Origin of the sequence: Dyadobacter soli, from assembly GCF_900101885.1 — a bacterium.
Classification (GTDB): Bacteria; Bacteroidota; Bacteroidia; order Cytophagales; family Spirosomataceae; genus Dyadobacter; species Dyadobacter soli.
The window spans coordinates 236,277-253,553 of the sequence record NZ_FNAN01000007.1; the positions used below are offsets into that span (position 1 = coordinate 236,277).

The following is a 17,277-nucleotide window of genomic DNA, read 5'->3' on the forward strand; positions in this document are numbered from 1 at the left end:
GCCCGTGATAGTAAAAATGCAAATTTTCCCGCGTCCTACTGATTCCAAGCAAATTATCGCATACCTTCATGTACAGGCGCAGGAAAGGCACGGCATTTACTCCCGAAATATCGTCAATCGTTTCGTCAATTGACGATATTTCGTCAAAAACGCAGACGGATCAATCCGGCAATTCCACGAAAAAAGTCGTCCCGGTACCGGTTATCGACTCGAACCAGATTTTCCCGCCGTGTGCCTCCACGATCTGCTTGCAAATAGAGAGCCCGATTCCGAACGATTGCTCGCCCGCGGTGCCTACCCGCCGGGCGTCGTTCGTAGAAAGAAAGATATGTCCTTTGAGGTCGTCGGGTATGCCGATGCCGTGGTCCTGGACGCTCAGCAAGGTCAGGTTTGAATTCTTTTTCAGGTTTACATTAATCGCACTTTCCGTCGGCGAGAATTTCACGGCATTGCTCAGCAAATTGGAAAATACGCGCCAGATCTTCTCCCTGTCCACCGGCACGATGGCCTGCTCGTAATCATAATATATGGTCTGCCGCTTCTCTTTTCCCTTGTAGCTGAGCATATCGATGCACGACTGCACGATTTCCGCCAGATCCTCCTCGCTTTTGCTGATCTTTTTCTTGTCCGGGCCCGACTGCAATATCTGGCCGATGAGCCCGAAAGCCAGCTGCCCCGACTGCTGGATCGCGTTGACGAGCATAGCCTGCTCTTCGTTAGGCGGCTGGTCCCAGAAGAGCACATCCGCGCCGGAGATCATCGCCGCAATGGGGTTCCGCAAATCATGTGCCACAATGCGCAGCATCTTTTCCTTTTCCACTTCCGATTCTTCCAATGCATTGACGGTGTCCTGCAATGCGACATTGCTTTGCGTGATTACCCCGTTCAGTTTTGTTACGGCCCGGAGGTTGACAATCGTTTTGCGCGTATTCCGCCAGATGAGGTACACAATTACCGCCATCGCGAAAGTAAGCAGTACGGAAAATTTCAGGATCAGGTCTTCGCGTTCGTCTTTTTCGGCCGCCAGTTCCATTTCGTGCTCACGCTGAACCTGTTGCAACAAATGCCCGACATTATTTTTGCTTTGCGCATTTCTTTCGAGGTTCGCATTACGCTCCGCTTCGAGGTTGGCCATGAACAATTTGCCAGCCTCCTGGTAATTGCCCTGCCCATAAAAAATGGACGCCTGCATGGTCTGGTACAACCCTTTGGCAACCGCATTGCCTGCCGTGCCGGGCAAGCGCCTCAACGAATCGAGCTGGGCCTGAGCTTTGTCGTACGCATGGGAATCGATGTAAATTTGCGCCAATATCTGCCGTGATTCCCGCTCCACGTCGATCGACCATTCGATGGTCGGGTCGTGTTCGAGGCATTTTTTGATGAGTTTTTCAGCCTGGCGGTTGTCCCCTTTCAATGCATAGGCTTCGGCCTGGTTTCTCAGAATGACGATCCGCGCAAACCGGATGAAGTTTTGTTCTTTGGGAAACCGGGCGGCATTCCGCGTGATAAACTGCTCGGCCTGTTTGAAATAGTCCAACGCCTTTCCCGGCTCGTTGATGAGCATGTACGCGATGCCTATATTTCGCATACTGCCCTGTTTTTCAATAAATTCCAATTGAAAATTCTCCGGTTCCCTGCAATGCGCCAGTTCTTCCAACTCGTGCTTCCAATATTCGATCGCCTGGTAGTAATTTTCTTCCTTGTAAGAAATATTGGCGATCCGGCTGCTGTACCGCGCACATTCGCATATTTCGCCCACCGACGTCAGAAAGGATTTGCCTTTGTAATAGTTACGATAAGCCTGGTAATATTCTTTTTGCTTCAATAAATCATCTCCTTTTAAAAGCAATGCTTTCGAATAATCGATCGGGTTTTCCCTGCGAATGTGCTCCGGGCCGAATAATCCGAGCAGACTGTCGGTATAGGCGAGCGCGGCCCTGGTCATCGTGGAATCGCGGTGACTCAGCACTTTCATGAATTTGAAATAGAGAATGCTGTCGTGAATGTTCTTGCGGCGAAGCGTGCCCATGAACGAGTCCAGTTTGGCGATCGCTTTCCGGCTCCCGGTGGTGCGCGAGCTGCGGTCGAGGCTATCGATCCACGGTTTCAGCCCCACGTTATGGCCGGTTTTTTCGGACTTCCGGCAACTCGTGAAACCGATCGTCAGAAACAAACAAACCAGAATAATCCTACATTGATATGAAGAGACCGGCAGGGCAATTTGGCTATTCATCGCGTTCAAATTGTTTTTCTCTTTTACAATGATACCGGGAGACACAAAATACATATGCTTTTTGTACAATTCGGCCCTATTTCCAGCGAGTTATCAGCCGGATCAGGATCGAAAAGTCTGCAAAAATCTACACAAATAGTCTGGATATATTGTAGAAAAAATTCATTCGCCGAAGCAAATTAGCGAGAGGACTTGCAATGAAAGGGCCGGCAGCTATCCCTTGTCTGGAAAGCCGCCGGCCGCTTTGATTATAAATGCAGTTATGAATTATTTCCCTAAAACCGGAAAGAAAAACTGGCTACGAAGTTCCTGGTAAACTGCGGGTTTCCAACGAATCCCAGTACTTTACATTGGAGATGTTATTCAGTTTCAGCCCCAGCTTCCATTTGTCCTTTTGGTAAAATGCCGTGGCATTGATCACGTGGTAGGCCGGGATCGTGTAAGTATTGCTGGAATTGAGATACGAATCGCCCACATAGTTGCCGCCGAAGCCCAGCCCGATCCCTTTCAAATGCCGGAACGGAAGCCGGTAGCTCACCCAATAGTTCACAATATGCTGCGGCGCCTGCGTTTCGAATTTACCTTCGTACACATCGGCCTTTACGAACCTGTTTTCATTGAAACCATATCCGGTCACGATATTCAGCCCTTCAACTGGATTGGCCGTGAGCTCTACCTCTACGCCTTTGCTCACCTGCTGTCCGTCCTGGAAGCTGTATTGCGCGTCGTCGGTCCGCAAAGCATTGTCGATATTGATATAGTAGTAGCTGATGCTCCCGCCGAGTTTGTTGCCGGGCAATTCCGCTTTCAAACCACCTTCCAATTGATTTGCAAATACCGGTTTCGGTTTAAACAGGCTGCCATTCGGCTGTTCCACCGGCCCCTGGTTGCGGAAACCGTTCATGAAATTCCCGAACAGCGATACCTGGTCTTTCACGACCTGGTACACGATCCCCAGCTTCGGCGAAAGCGATGGCTGTACGAAACCACCCTCATAAGTTTGCTCGAAACGGTCATAGCGCAGGCTCAGCATGGTCGACAGGCGGTCGGTCCAACTGATGGCGTCGGAAACATACACCCCTAATGCATTTCCCCCGTACGCGTCATGCGAAACAGGTGCACCCGGGGTAGCGAGGGCGCTGTTCACCCTGCTCAGGCCCGCTTTTTCAAACGGCTCGTTGATATTTATTTTATCGAGCGGGATGGCCTGGTAAGTCAGCGTTTCGTCATTGTACTCGTAGCTGGCGCCAATGACGATGTTATGATGGAAGCGGCCGGTGTTGAAACTGCCATTGAAATTCTGCTGGATATTGGCATAGGTTCTTTCCCTCGGGCCAAAATGCCGGATACTCGTTACCGCCGTATCGGCGCTGATCCATTCGATATAGGGCTGGTAACTATGGTTCAAAAACTCGTTCACGTGCGATACGCCGGTTGTCGAAGTCCAGTTTTTACTGATCTGGTATTTGGCCTGGCCGAAATATTTGGTAGCCTGCGCATCGCTCATCAAATCGTTTTGAAAGAAGGATTTTTTAAAACCCAGCGGAATATCCTTGGCCGACTTGAACGGTACCTCGTCCGCGAAAAGCAGCGTGTAGGCAAGGCGGGTTGCATTGCTTTTGAAGTACTCGAAATCAAACAGGAAAGAAAGGCGGTCGCTGGCCTGGTAAGAAAGGCTCGGGGCAATCACGAACCGTTTGTTCTTGCCGTATTCGTTGGAGCTGTTTTGCTGATGCTGCACGGCATTGAACCGCAGCAACACCGTTTTTTCCTTGTTCAACGGCGTGTTGATATCGATCGTCGCGCGGCTCAGATCGTAACTGCCCATACTGTATCCCACTTCGCCCCCGAAACCGGCATAGGGCTTCTTGGTAACGAGGTTCATGGCCCCCCCGAAAGTGGATACCTGCGAACCGAAAAGCGTTCCCGACGGGCCTTTGATCATCTCGATGCGTTCCAGGTTGGCGATTTCCGTGCCCGTCCGGTATACCGAAGTAGCCATACCGTTCCGGGCGTAGTCGAAATTGGTAAAACCCCTGAATACCACCGCGAAGCTTCCCGTCACGTACTCTGTCGGGGCCACGCCGGCCGCGGCACGAAATACGTCCTTCACGTCGGTCATCATCTGTTCTTTCATGAGGTCCTTCCCTACCACGTTGTAAACCTGCGGATTTTCGAGGTTTTTCAACGGCATACGGGCCACATAGTCGGTTTCCCGGTTCATGAGGCGGTTATCACCGCGCACGACTACTTCCTGCAACTGGCGGTTATCCTCGGCCAGCGTAAAATCCACCGAAATGGTCTCGCCCGCTGTTACGGTTACAGTATTCTTCTGAGCGACAAGACCGGTAAAAATTGCTGTCAATGTGTAAGTTCCAGCCGGAACTTTATGGATCGTGTATTGCCCCGCTTCATTCACGACGGCACCACGCGCAGTTTTTTCAAGGACAATATTTACAAACTCGGCAGGCTTGCCGTCGGACGTGACCACAGTCCCGCTGATACTACCGGTTTGGGCAAACGCCCGCACTGCAAGAAAGATGAAAAAAAGAATTAAAAGTCTCCGCATTTTCTATTATTTTATTTGGACTTATTATAAATAATAGCAAAGATAGGAAAACTTCGTTCCGAAAACCGCCAGGAACAGCAAAGGGGCACCAAATTCTGCTTGATGCCCCTTTTTCCTGCTTCGATATCCCCTACACTTGCGAGTAGGCTGTCGGCACCAGAAAGGTGTTTACGATTTTGGAAATGGTGTTGGCATACTGGGAGTCGCCTACCAGTTTCTTCCATGCGGGATCGGCTATGAAAGCGCCCCACCCTTTGTCGCGCTCTTCCATGTTGTTGCACGTGAGCAGATAGGTAAGCCGTGGCATTCTGTCGCCGGCTATTACTTCGCCGAAGAACACGGGATTCAGTTTGGCGCGCTGGAAAATGGGGAACTCGCCGTCGTGGAACATTTTGATCTTCCGCCTCAATGCATCCTCGTTGGCGGCTTCATAGGTCCGTAACTCAAATACGCGCGTCGCGCCCGATGGCACGGTCAGTAGCGGCCAGCCTTCGAATGCATTCATCAGCGAAGACGTGAAGCGGTCGAAAAGCGGTTTGTCGGCGGGCAGGCCGTTGTAGGCTGCGCTGTTTTTGAGGTAATCCGCATCCGATTTTAGTTTGGTATTGATTGAAACGTAGCTTTCAAAGGAAGCATAGGGCGTCAGCACGTATATCTTGGCCGGGTCGGAAGCGCGGTATTCCTTGAAAACGCCGACCGTTTTAACGCCGAGCTTATTCAATGCAGGAATAAGCGCCGTTTTGAAATAATCTTCGAGCTGGCCTACGTTGGCTCCGAAACGCATTTCGTATTCGCGCCATTCGTAAACCTCCCGTTGTGCCTGGTATTTTTCATGGCCTAATGCGGTTTCGACGGTGATCGCCGTTGCGGCGAGTGAGGATTGGATAAATTTCCTTCTTTGCATTGGAGTTTATGAGTTTGGAGTTTATGAGTTTAGCGTTTTTTGAGTTTAGAGTTTATGAGTTTAACGTTTTTGAGTTTAGCGTTTTTGAGTTTGGAGTTTAGGGTGATTGGGCGATGCGGTTTGGGATGTCACTAAATATTTGTTTAAGATAACTAATACTCATCTAGGTGCAAAATGGGGATCATTTTGCACTTACGCTTTTGAGATATAATTGCTTAAAACAGCAGGTTAAATGTGCTCTTTGCATTGAGCACGGCCACACTTTCGGGTGACCAGCCGTTCAGCAATATCGAAATGGTGGTTTTGTGCTCGGGTAGGTAAAAAGCTTTGCACACGAAGCCGTAGACGTGCCCGTCGTGGCCGATAGCGGTGCCATGGTCGGTTTCGATCTTCATTAAACCCAGGCCGTATTGTTTGTAGTATTGAAGCTCCTCGGGCAGCGTGGTGGAGTCGATATCCACGTAGGTATGCATACGTGCGAGCGAGGCGGGCGAGAGCACTTTGCCCGTGAGTAATGCTTCCAGAAAAACGGCAATGTCGTGCGAAGTCGCGATCATCCCGCCGTCGAGCGCGCCTTCGCCGCCCACGGCATTGTTGTCGATCCAGGTTACATTCTCCATCGGGCCGCCTGCACCAAAGTAGGCTTGCGTGAGGGAAGCGGGCAAAACCATGCTGGCAGAGGTATTCCGCAAACCGAGCGGCTCGATGGCTTTTTCACGAACCACCTGGTAGGCGCTTTTGCCGGTAACAATGCGGATCAGTTCCGAGAGCAGCAGGTAGTTGGTATTGCAGTAATTGCCCTTTCCGAGCGGGTAATCGGCCGGTTTGTCGTAAACCAATGCGAGGTTTTGCGCAGCGGAATACTTCACAATCTGCTGGCTGAGAATGCCGTCCCTCACCGTTTCGTCGAGGTACTCGCGGATGCCCGAGGTGTGGTTCAGGCATTGTTCGATGGTCGCCTCGCCTGCATTGGCAATGCGGCTGGTGACTTCCGCGGGCAGGTATTTGCTGATCTTGTCGGTAATGTTCAGCTTGCCTTCCTCCTGCAATTTAAGAATGGTTACGGAGGTAAATATCTTCGAAATACTGCCAATGCGCAACGTGTTCTCCGGGCTCATCGCAATGCCTTTTTCGACATCGGAATGCCCGCCGGTACCATGCCAGGCACCTTTGGGCGAAAGCACCGTAATGCTGACGCCCGTGGCGCCGGCTTCCATAAACCGGGCGACGATCCGCTGGTATTTCTCGGCGTCAGGGTGATTTCCCGGAGGCACATGGTCTTCGGTACAGGACAGGCCGGCCATTGCGAGGCCGGCGATCATCATGGCTTGTTTTAGAATGCTGAGTTTCATCTCTGCTGGTTTAAAGTTTCAGCAAAGATGAAATGCCGGGTGCCGCGCATCGCCCCAGCGTGTAGGATGGAACCAGGTTTCAATGTACCGGCGGCGCCATTTCATTCCAGGTTAATGTGCCGCTGCGTCAAAAACTCGCTGGGCGACAGGCCGGTATGCTTTTTAAAGTTACGATTAAAAGAAGTCTTGGAATTGAACCCGCATTCGAGCGCTAAATGGAGCAACGTGTACTTCTGATTTTCCGGAAGTGCGGCAATGCGGATGAATTCGGCGATCCGCAGCGCATTGATGTAGTCGTAAAAACTCTTTTCTTCGATGGTATTGATCACCTGCGACAAATGGTTCGCATTGGTACCGAGCTTTTCCGACAGTTCCGCCAGCGTCAGCTCCGGGTCGGTAAAAAGCCGCTCGCGTTCCATGAGGTTTTCCAGATTTTGATGAATCGCACGGCCAAGTTCCTCGCTCAATCCGGACTTCGCATATTTGCCTGCCGTGGTTGCATTTTGCTCAATCACCTCGTCCGCAACGATCATTTCCCCGCCAGACTCCTGCTTCGCGGGCGCAGGCGCAGGCACGTGAGCCATTGCATGGGGAGCCCTATCCCACTCAAATGCCAGCCGGGGCTGGTCCGTAAAAATCCCCGTTTGGCGGATTCCGAAATAGCCCATAAAGAATACAAACACGACCACCGCGCCGAAAATATAGGCTTCACTATCGAGGAAAATGGTAAGCCAGATCACCGAGATGCCCGCGATCAGGTACCTCAGCCAGGCCAGGTTAATTTTTTCGGTGTTGGAAAATTGATAATCGATGCGTTTGCGGTGCCGCCGCAGCTCGATCCAGGAGGCCAGCGCATAAGTCGTGCCCGAAAGAATGATGGTGATCAGCAAGATGAGCTGCTGGTCTTGAAAACCTTCGCCCTGGTGCTGGTACACCCAAATTTTCCGGTCGGTGGGCAACCGGTAAAACGGCATCACGAACAGGTAAGCCAGCGCAACAGGCAGAAAATGAATGAGGCGCCGCCAGGTCAGCCGGGCCGGACGGGTAAGTTCAATGGTATACAGGTATAGCAGCGGCCCGTAGGCGAGCGGGAGGGGAATTTCAACGCCGAGCAGGAAGGGAAACCGGAGGTACCGGCCGCTTACCACCGAATAATACAATCCGAGGTGAACACCGATCACCAGCAACCATACTGTCAGCACATAATCGGCATTCGTTTTACTGCGCTTGCCGAGCAGCACGGCGGCCAGAAAAAAGGTAATGGTCAGCCCGATCAGGTTCAACATATCAAATGGTGTTCAGACTTTCCAATCTCAGGTTTTCGAAGGTAAATTAGAAATTCCCGCTTGAAAAATCTGAACGACCATTGGAGACTTTTTGCATTACTTCCAAACGAGCGTCGCCACCGCGTTCGGGTCGATGGTGTAGTTGAACTGATTTTCGCCGATGGAAACGGTAAACTTTTTGTTATCCCCTCCCTGGTTCAACACAACCAGTACTTTCGACCCGTCGGGATTCAGAAATGCGACGTGTTCCAGCTGCGAGGAAGCACTCAGCCTGCCGGATTGTACGCGGAATGCGCCCGGCCGCACGAATTTCGACATATGCGCAATCGTGTAATATTCCACGTTTTTGGTAACGCTGCCGTCTGCGGCGATCGTCACCACGCCGCGGCAGTTATCACAGCCTTTGTTTTTCGGGCCGTCGTTCTCGTCCAGCGCAATGTTCCAAAGCAATGCATTCTTCGACCAGTTGTTAACCGTTCCGATGAAGATATTGGACATGTTCCATTTCAGGTTATCGGAGAAATTCGTCGCCCAGCGTCCGCCGGATATTTCTGTGAAATACAGGCCCTTGTCCGGAAAACGGTCGTGTACCTCGCTCATCGCCGACACATTACCGCCATACGCATGAAATGCCGATCCAGCCACGTACTGGCTCGCCTGCGGGTCGTTCAGGATCGAGATCGGGTATCCGGGACGGTCCCAGTTGTGGTCGTACAGCAGGATTTTCGCTTTAACCGCCTTCGACTTGAAAAGCGGGCCGAGGTGCTGCCCGATAAACTTGCCCTGCGCTGCCGAATCCATGCCCATCGAAGGATAAGCCGCTTCGTGCAACGGCTCATTCTGCACCGAAATCGCGTCAATCGAGATTCCTTCTTTTTGGTAAGCATCCAGGTATTTCACAAAATAATTGGCATATGCCCCGTACCATTCGGGTTTGAGGCTTCCGCCGGCCAGTTTTCCGTTCGTTTTCATCCAAGCTGGCGCCGACCAGGGCGTAGCCATGATCTTGATGCCCTGCTGCAAAGCCACCACCGATTTCAGGACCGGTATCAGGTCCGTCTGATCTTTCGCGACGGAGAATTTGCTTAATGCGGCGTCCGTTTGTCCTGCGGGCAGGTCGTTGTAGGTGAAATCTTCCAGCGAAAAGTCGGAAGCGCCCATCGTAACCCGCAGGTAGCTCATCCCGATCCCGTTTTGCGGGTCGAAAAGGTCTTTCAGCAGGTTTTGGCGCTGCGATGCATTGAGTTTTTGATTAATCAAATAAGCGGAAGAACCCGTCATTGCCGCCCCGAAACCTTCCATTTCTTGCAGTTTGGTCGAAAAATCAATGCTGATCAGGTTCGCGGACGGCGAAACAGAACCGGCTTTTACGACGGAGAGCGCATTCTCATTTTTGAACAACTTACTCTGCGAGCCATTGGTAACCCAAACCGCGACTTTGTTTGCCGTAGTGGTGTCGGTGGGCGTCGGCTCGTTTTTCGCGGGCGTTTCGGCCGAGCAGCCGGTTAGTGCAATGGTCAGGCAGGCGACCGTTGCCATCAGGATATCTTTCATGTGTTGAGTTAAAAGAGAAGCCATGCCGGAAGCGGAGCGTGTACACTCCGGGCATTCCGGCATGGCTGTGCATGATTTGCTTAATAACCTTTATTCTGGATCAGGTTGCCATTTTTATCGATTTCTCCCTGGGGAATCGGCCATACCAGCCTGTTTTCGGTCGGTTTGTAGTTCAGGCTGGCGCCGGAACCGTCCTTCACCGCTTCCATGACGGGCACTACCCGGCCTGTCCGCAGCAAATCGTACCAGCGCTGTCCTTCGAATGCGAGTTCCAACCTGCGTTCTTTTTCGATGGCCAGCCGCATCGCCGCCTGATCGGCTGCCGTGGTTGCAGGCAATTTGGCGCGTGTCCGGATCTGGTTTACGAGCGTACGGGCCCCTGCGAGGTCGCCGGTTTCGTTCAATGCTTCCGCTTTCAGCAACAGTACGTCGGCGAGGCGGTACATGATAATGTTCTGCGACGCATCGGTGTTGCGCATTTTATAGGCGAATGGGAATTTCGTCAATGCCCAGTATTTGTCCGACCATTTGCCGGTCACATTGGCCGTATAAATGGTCGAGGCTTTGCGTACAACGTCTTTTTCGTCGTCGTAAGCTTTCAGCAGGTCATTGGAAGGCGTATTGAACTTCTTCCAGTCGGTGCCGTAAAACATGGATGAGCCCCAGTTCCCGCCGGTCGACCAATCTTCGAAATTGAGTTCAAAAATGGCTTCCGCGCTGTTTTCATGCTTGCCGTCCCACAGGTCCTCGAAGTTCGGCATGAGTGTGTAACCCAATGCGATCACCTTGTCGGCGCTCTCCTTCACCTTTGCCCAGTCTTTGCGGGTCGCGTACACCTTTGCCTGCAATGTGTGCACGGCGCCCGGGGTTACGGTCATTTTGTTCGGGCCGGTTTTCGGAACAGCAGGGGCAGCTTCGTCGAGGTCTTTCAAGATCTGCGTGTAAACCTCCTCCGCAGTACTTCTGGCCGGGTAAAGCTGGCCGTATATTTCCTCCACATTCTCGGAAGTAATGGTCGGCAGCTCGTCCACAACCAATGGCACATCCCCGAAAATCCGCACGAGGTCGAAATAGGCACGCGCACGGATGAATTTCGCCTCGCCGACGATCTGCGCCTTCCGCGTAGCCGACAGCGACGCGTCGGGAACCTTCGGCACATTGGCGATGATCGAGTTGGCGCTCGCTACGTGGTTGTACAAATACTGCCAGTCCCTGGCGGAAACGGCATTCGTGGAAAGTATCCTGAACTCGTCCACCTCGAACCAGGCCGCATTATCGGCGCCCGCGTAGGAGTTATCCGCCTGTCCGTCACCGAGAATGAAGTAATCCATCACATAATATTCCGCGGAGCCGTTTTTGAAGATCGCATAGCTACCCGCCAGGGCAGCCTCGGCGCTGGCGGCATCCTTGATGGACGAGCCCGCGGTTCCGGTACCGCTTCCGCCTACGACGGTTTGCGAAACCGGTTGTAAATCCAATTGGTCCTGGCAGGCGGGCAACAATACCGACGCGCCCAGTACCAGTGCTATATAATTGCTCTTTTTCATATAATTCCTGAATTAAAACGAAACATTGATACCTGCTACGAATGCACGTGATACCGGGTAAGTACCGTAGTCGATACCCAGGGTGGCGCCGCTCGATGTAAATGCATTCACCTCAGGATCAAACCCTTTGTATTTGGTAATGGTAAACAGGTTTTGCGCTGTGAGGTAAACAGACGCCCTGCTCAGCTTGATTTTCGAGGCGAGGTCCTTGCTGAGCGCATAGGCGATCGTAGCGCTCTTCATGCGCAGGAACGAAGCATTTTCCACGAACCGAGAGGAAATCAGCGAGTTATTGACATTGCCATCGGTTGCCCGTGGGATATCGGTCACATCTCCGGCCTGTTTCCAGCGCCGCAGCACCTCGGTCGACTGGTTTTTGCTGTCATACATCCCCTCCGTTTCCAATCTCGAAGCATTGAATGCCTTGTTACCCTGCGAACCCTGGAAGAGGAACGACAGGCTGAAACTCTTGTAAGTAAGGTTATTATTCATCCCGTAGGTAAACTTAGGCTGTGCCGAACCCAGGATTGTGCGGTCGGAAGGCGAGAAAGTGCCGTCGCCATTCACATCGCGGTAGATCATATCGCCGGTTTCGGGATTCACGCCGTCGGCAATGTAACCGTAGAAAGTACCCAGCGAAGCGCCTTCCTGCAAAATGATGATCTGGTCGCTCCGGCCTTCCACATCGGCATACCGGTAGATTTTGCTCAACTGCAACTCGGTGATCTTGTTGCGGTTGAATGCGATATTGAAATCAGTCGTCCACTGGAAATCCGCCTTATCGAAATTGACGGTCGACAATACGAATTCAAGTCCCTTGTTTTCCAACTTTCCGGAGTTTCTCGGCATATAGGTGTAGCCGCTCGTATTCGGCAGCGGCACATTGAGCAGCAGGTTGTTGGTCTTTTTCAAATAGGCATCCGCCGTGAAAGTCACGCGGCCCTGCAACATGCTCAAATCGATACCGATGTTGGTTTGCGTGGTAGTCTCCCATTTCAGATCGGGGTTGGGCGCGTACGTGGGCGGCGTCACGGCCGGGCCCGAAGGCGGGGTCGTAGGCGTGCGGCGCGTGTACGAGTTCAAACCGTACGAGGCGTAATTTGCCAGCCCTTCCTGGTTACCATTTTGTCCCCAGCCCCCGCGCAGTTTCAGGTCGTTGATAAACTTCACGTCCTCCATAAACGGCTCGGCGGAAATGCGCCATCCTGCCGACACCGACGGGAAGAAGCCCCATTGGTTACCCTTTGCCAGTTTCGACGAACCATCTGCCCGGAAATTGGCCGTCAGCAGGTATTTGCTGTCAAAATTATACATCAAACGCCCCAGGTACGAGTTCAAAAACCACTCCGATTGCTCGGTATAGGCTTCCGTAATCTCGTTGGCTGCATTCATCGTTTTCACTACGCCGTCGGCAGGGAAGTCGCGGCCTGCCATGTAGGAGTTGTTCCAGTTATTTTTCTGGATAGTCGTTCCTGTCAATGCCGAAAACTCATGCTTGTCCCACTTCTTCTCGTAGTTCGCCGTGTTTTCCCATAGGTAGGTAAACGAGTTGCTGCGGGTAGCATTACCAAGCCCGTGCGTACTACCGTTCGCTCCCCAGCCTTCGGTCGTGCGGTATGGGTCGAGGTAGTAGTCGTTGGTATGGTTCATGAAATCGATCCCGAAGTTGGAACGCAGCACCAGGCCTTTTGCCACGGTCAGATCACCCGCCACATTACCGAAAATGCGGTTGTCTTTCGCCGCCTGGGTAGGCCCGAACATCGCGGCGAGCGGGTTGTCCCAGCCGGCTTTGAGCGGATTGGTGGAGAAAATTGTACCCCGGATCGAATCCTGCGAATAAATGCCCATTGTTGGCGGAGCGCCCAAAGCGCCCAGTACCACCGCGTTCCGGCCCGCATTGTTGTTGTCCTTCACATCGCGGATCTTCGCATTGGCATAACTGACATTGGTAGTCAGTTTGAACCAGCTTTTGATCTGGTTGTCGAGGTTCATCCGGAACGAATACCGCTTATAGCTGGCCGGCTGGATAATGCCCTTGTCCTGGGTAATGGCCCCGGATACGAAATACCGGTTCTTGTCGGTACCGCCTGAGAAGTTGAGTTGGTAATTCTGGTTGTGGCCGGTCGTGAAAACTTCCTTGTTCCAGTCGGTAGTCTGGCTGCCGACGGTCACATTATGCCCCATTTCGTTCATCAGGTCGGCATATTGCTGCGGATTCAGCACATTGATCTTTTTGGCCATATTCGAAATACCGTAATAGGCCGCAAAATTCACCTGCGACTGGTTGGCCTTTCCTCTTTTGGTAGTCACGATAACGACCCCGTTGGAAGCCCTCGCACCGTAAATAGCCGCCGAAGAGGCATCTTTCAACACCTGAATGCTTTCGATATCATTCACGTTCAGGTCGCGCGTGTCCATGGTAGGCACACCGTCGACCACGTACAGCGGCTCGTTACCCGCCTGCACGGAAGTAGCGCCGCGCACACGTATGGATAATGCGCTGCCGGGCTTGCCCGAGGGTTGCGTCACCTGCACACCCGCCGCTTTGCCCTGCAATGCCTGCGCGGCCTGCAAAATTGGCCGCTCTTCGATATCCTTCGTATCTACCGAGGCAATGGAGGTCGTCACGTCACCGCGCTTTTGCGTACCGTAACCGATCACAACCACCTCGTTCAGGGTTTTCAGGTCACCGCCGAGCGTGACGTCGATTTGCGTGCGGTTGCCCACGGCGATTTCCTGCGTTTCGTAACCGATAAATGAAATCACCAGCACGGCGTCACCATTGGGCACGCCGATCGAATAGTTTCCGTCTACATCTGTTACAGTACCTGATTGCGTCCCCTTCACCAGAATGCTCGCACCGGGCAAGGTCTGGTTTTGCTGATCCCTGATCACACCTTTCACGACAATATCCTGCGCATTCGCCAGGCTAGCTACCGCGAAAATCATGGCAATGAACATCGTAATTCTCTTTCCCATAGAGTGTTAATGAATTATTGGTAATTAATCGGATAAATTGTTGGATATTTCCATGGGAACAAAGGTAGGTATACTTTGAATAAATCAATAGCGAAAAATTTACGTAAATATCTGTAAAATAGATACTTACATTAATTTTGATACGGTTCAGCACCGGAGTAAAAAAGGAGTAATTACGCTGATTTACAAGCCATCGCGAGGATTTTAGGCAACGGGCCGATCGCAGGACTGATACGCCTGCAAACCGCCGTTTAGTCAGCGAAAAAAGTAAGAATTTTACTCAAAAATGAAAGAAATACCGTGAATTCGCCATGTACGCGTCAGACGGCTTCGAGCGAATGTTCCAGCACCAGCAGGCTCCACCCCTCTCCCGATTTCGAGGCGGCGATTTCCTTGCGCCGGTCGTGCATTACCTTCTTGATGCGGCTTGCGTAAGCCCAGCAGGTACTTTGCCGGATAGAAAGGATTTCCGACAGCTTGTGGGAAGAGATTTTTCCTTTGGTAGTGTAAATCAAAAAGACCATATAGAATGCCTTGTTGATCGGAATGCGCGTGTTCTGGAAAATGGTATGCGCGATCACCGACTCGTCGTAATCGCATTTGGCGCACCGGCGGCTGTATGGGGAATGCCCGTGGAAGGAATGGTCGTGGCCGCATTTGCGGCATTCGTAATGTTCGCGGGCGCTATCGTTACCCCATTTCATACCGGCCAGGAACCGGAAACAGCTGTCGTTATCCGGGTAAATTTTGCTGAACTCCTCAAAATCCACCTCCGTCGACATCACCCTTGCCTGCGTCACCTTCACGACATTCGTATGCAGGGCTTCGTTATCTTTTTCAAGCAGCAGGTTCATTTGCAGGATTTCTTCCTTTTGCTTTTGGAGAAGCTCGTTCACCTGCGTCAGTTCCTGGTTTTGGATCTCAATAATGGCCGATTTTTCCAGCACCTCCCGCGTCCGCTCTTCCACCTCCGCTTCCAGCCGCACGTTCAGCGAATCCTTCAACTTTTCGTTAAGCCGCATCTGGTGGATGATCTGCCGCTGCGCATTATCCTTTTTCTTTTTCAGAATGCGCACCTTGTCGCCGATCGCGAACGACAGGAATATCATTTCAATCACAAAACAGATACTCAGACTGTAATAGGTGATCACGCCGAAATTGAGCCCCTCGACGTGCAGCATGAGCAACAGTTTATGAATGAAACCGAGCGAAAGAAACGCATACCCCAAAACAAAGAACCGAGCCGGATGGTAACCTTGCCGGTAAATGTAAATCCCCGTGTAAAAAGCCACCGCCAGCGGCACCAGCTCTACGAATTTATAACTGAACCAGTTGGTATCCACCACAAAACAGATCCCGAAGAAGATCGTACGCAGCGCCATCACCCAGATAATGAACCGGTCGAGCACGGGCGCCTTCTTGTGCGTGTAAAGCAGCGTGCGCGTGAACTGCAATGCAAAAATACTGATGCCGTACAGCGCAATACCGTAAGCGTACTGGTTCCATTCGGGTGCATTGGGCCAGAGGTACTGGTAGGCAATGCCGTCCACGCACATTTCGAAAAGCCCCACGCAGAGGTTGTACAATACATAATACAAATACTGCACTTGCCGCACGGCGAGGTACATCATCAGGTTATAGAAGCTGAAAACCAGCACCATACCGTAAAATATCCCGAAAATAAAGTACTCGTCGAGCGCGTAGGCGATAAACCGGTTCACCGACCGCAACACGATAATGGCATCGGCAGTCTGGTGGGATTTCACACGGAAATAGTACGTCCCTTCGAACGCCGCATCGTTCGCGATATTGATTTCGAAGTTTTTGTGCGCGTATTCCCTGTTTTCGAAAGGCAGGTCGTCCCCCATCTTTCGTTCGGTATACCCGCTTTTTCCGTCGGGCAGGTAGGCGGTAATGTTGTCGATGGTCTGGTCAAAAAATTCCAGTATCCAGTTTTTGCTGCTCTCGGGATAGTGCTTAATCCTGATCCTGAACCAGTAAGTCGATTTGAGATTGTAATTCTGCGGCGTATTCGTGGTGCTTTTGATAAACCGCCCGCTCAATGCAGGCGACCGCACGTCCTCAAAAGTGTACACACCGGCGGTATCTTCCAGGAATTGAATTTCTTCTCCCGTGAAAATATGCTGGTCCTGCTCGTCCGCCACCGTCACGGCACGCTGGGCCAATGCGGGAACCAACGCGCCCATGACAAGCAAAGCCGCGACAATGGCCCGTCTGATGTAATCCGCGAAATGATGGGTATCTGGAAAATGGACCATGCGTTTATCCTGCTAAGGGTGCCGGCCATTAACCGGAAATCACCTGGGGCTTATTTTTTTCAATGCTTCCAAAACGAGTTGTTCGTCTCCCAGGTAGAACGCCGCTTTGCGGTAAGCTATTTTATTCTGCGGATTTACGACCAAAACAACCGGCAAATAGTCAATCGCTGCCGCTTTTTTAAATTCCTCGTTGGGGTCCAGGTAGTTAACGAAACCCCACTGATGTTCTTTAAGTGTACTTTGGGCGTTGCGCACGTCCTGCGTGGAGTCAAAATTAATCATTATTACCTTCGTCCGGGTACTCTGGGCGATTTTGTCCTTCATAGCCGAGATGGCATCCAGGCAAAGCAGCGAATTTTTTACGTCCGATTTCCACGTCAGGATAAGCAGGCTAGAATCCGGGTGGGTAATGGCGGTCGTGTTGATATTTTTCCCATTCATGTCGGAAATTTCAACAGAAGGAAATTCAGCCTCGGCTTCCTGTGCGAATGCCGACGGCAGCAGGCCAATGCCCATAATGAATGAAAACAGGGCGATGCGGTACGATCTCATAGTGGATGTGGTTTGGTACATT

The 17,277-nt window shown here is 51.8% G+C and carries 10 protein-coding genes; all 10 read right to left on the reverse strand.

The window, feature by feature from the left end; genetic code table 11:
• Positions 1 to 160 precede the first annotated feature (160 nt).
• Positions 161 to 2,173 carry a tetratricopeptide repeat-containing sensor histidine kinase gene (locus BLQ88_RS13105; protein WP_229212685.1) on the reverse strand — a complete coding sequence of 671 codons (2,013 nt, stop codon included), beginning with the start codon at positions 2,171 to 2,173 and terminating at the stop codon, positions 161 to 163.
• A gap of 358 nt (positions 2,174 to 2,531) precedes the next feature.
• Positions 2,532 to 4,802: a TonB-dependent receptor gene (locus BLQ88_RS13110; RefSeq protein ID WP_090150333.1), complete on the reverse strand. Its 2,271-nt coding sequence runs from the start codon at positions 4,800 to 4,802 to the stop codon at positions 2,532 to 2,534.
• 130 nt (positions 4,803 to 4,932) lie between these two features.
• A complete protein-coding gene (locus BLQ88_RS13115) occupies positions 4,933 to 5,706 on the reverse strand; it encodes an NIPSNAP family protein (RefSeq protein ID WP_090150335.1) in 774 nt (257 codons plus the stop codon).
• A 215-nt stretch (positions 5,707 to 5,921) separates the two neighbouring features.
• The gene (locus BLQ88_RS13120) at positions 5,922 to 7,058 is read right to left on the reverse strand and encodes a serine hydrolase domain-containing protein (protein ID WP_090150338.1); all 1,137 of its coding nucleotides are present in this window, start codon (positions 7,056 to 7,058) and stop codon (positions 5,922 to 5,924) included.
• Between the two features lie 101 nt (positions 7,059 to 7,159).
• On the reverse strand, positions 7,160 to 8,344 hold the full coding sequence (locus tag BLQ88_RS13125; RefSeq protein ID WP_090150341.1) for a helix-turn-helix domain-containing protein: 1,185 nt from the start codon (positions 8,342 to 8,344) through the stop codon (positions 7,160 to 7,162).
• A 96-nt stretch (positions 8,345 to 8,440) separates the two neighbouring features.
• On the reverse strand, positions 8,441 to 9,898 hold the full coding sequence (locus BLQ88_RS13130; protein ID WP_090150344.1) for a glycoside hydrolase family 30 protein: 1,458 nt from the start codon (positions 9,896 to 9,898) through the stop codon (positions 8,441 to 8,443).
• An 80-nt stretch (positions 9,899 to 9,978) separates the two neighbouring features.
• On the reverse strand, positions 9,979 to 11,445 hold the full coding sequence (locus tag BLQ88_RS13135) for a RagB/SusD family nutrient uptake outer membrane protein (protein ID WP_090150347.1): 1,467 nt from the start codon (positions 11,443 to 11,445) through the stop codon (positions 9,979 to 9,981).
• Between the two features lie 12 nt (positions 11,446 to 11,457).
• A complete protein-coding gene (locus BLQ88_RS13140) occupies positions 11,458 to 14,424 on the reverse strand; it encodes a SusC/RagA family TonB-linked outer membrane protein (RefSeq protein ID WP_229212686.1) in 2,967 nt (988 codons plus the stop codon).
• Between the two features lie 320 nt (positions 14,425 to 14,744).
• Positions 14,745 to 16,703, reverse strand: a complete 1,959-nt coding sequence (locus BLQ88_RS13145) for a 7TMR-DISM family protein (protein ID WP_090150350.1) — start codon at positions 16,701 to 16,703, stop codon at positions 14,745 to 14,747.
• A 39-nt stretch (positions 16,704 to 16,742) separates the two neighbouring features.
• Complete coding sequence (locus tag BLQ88_RS13150; RefSeq protein WP_090150353.1) at positions 16,743 to 17,255, reverse strand: thioredoxin-like domain-containing protein; 513 nt, start codon at positions 17,253 to 17,255, stop codon at positions 16,743 to 16,745.
• Between the last annotated feature and the right edge of the window lie 22 nt (positions 17,256 to 17,277).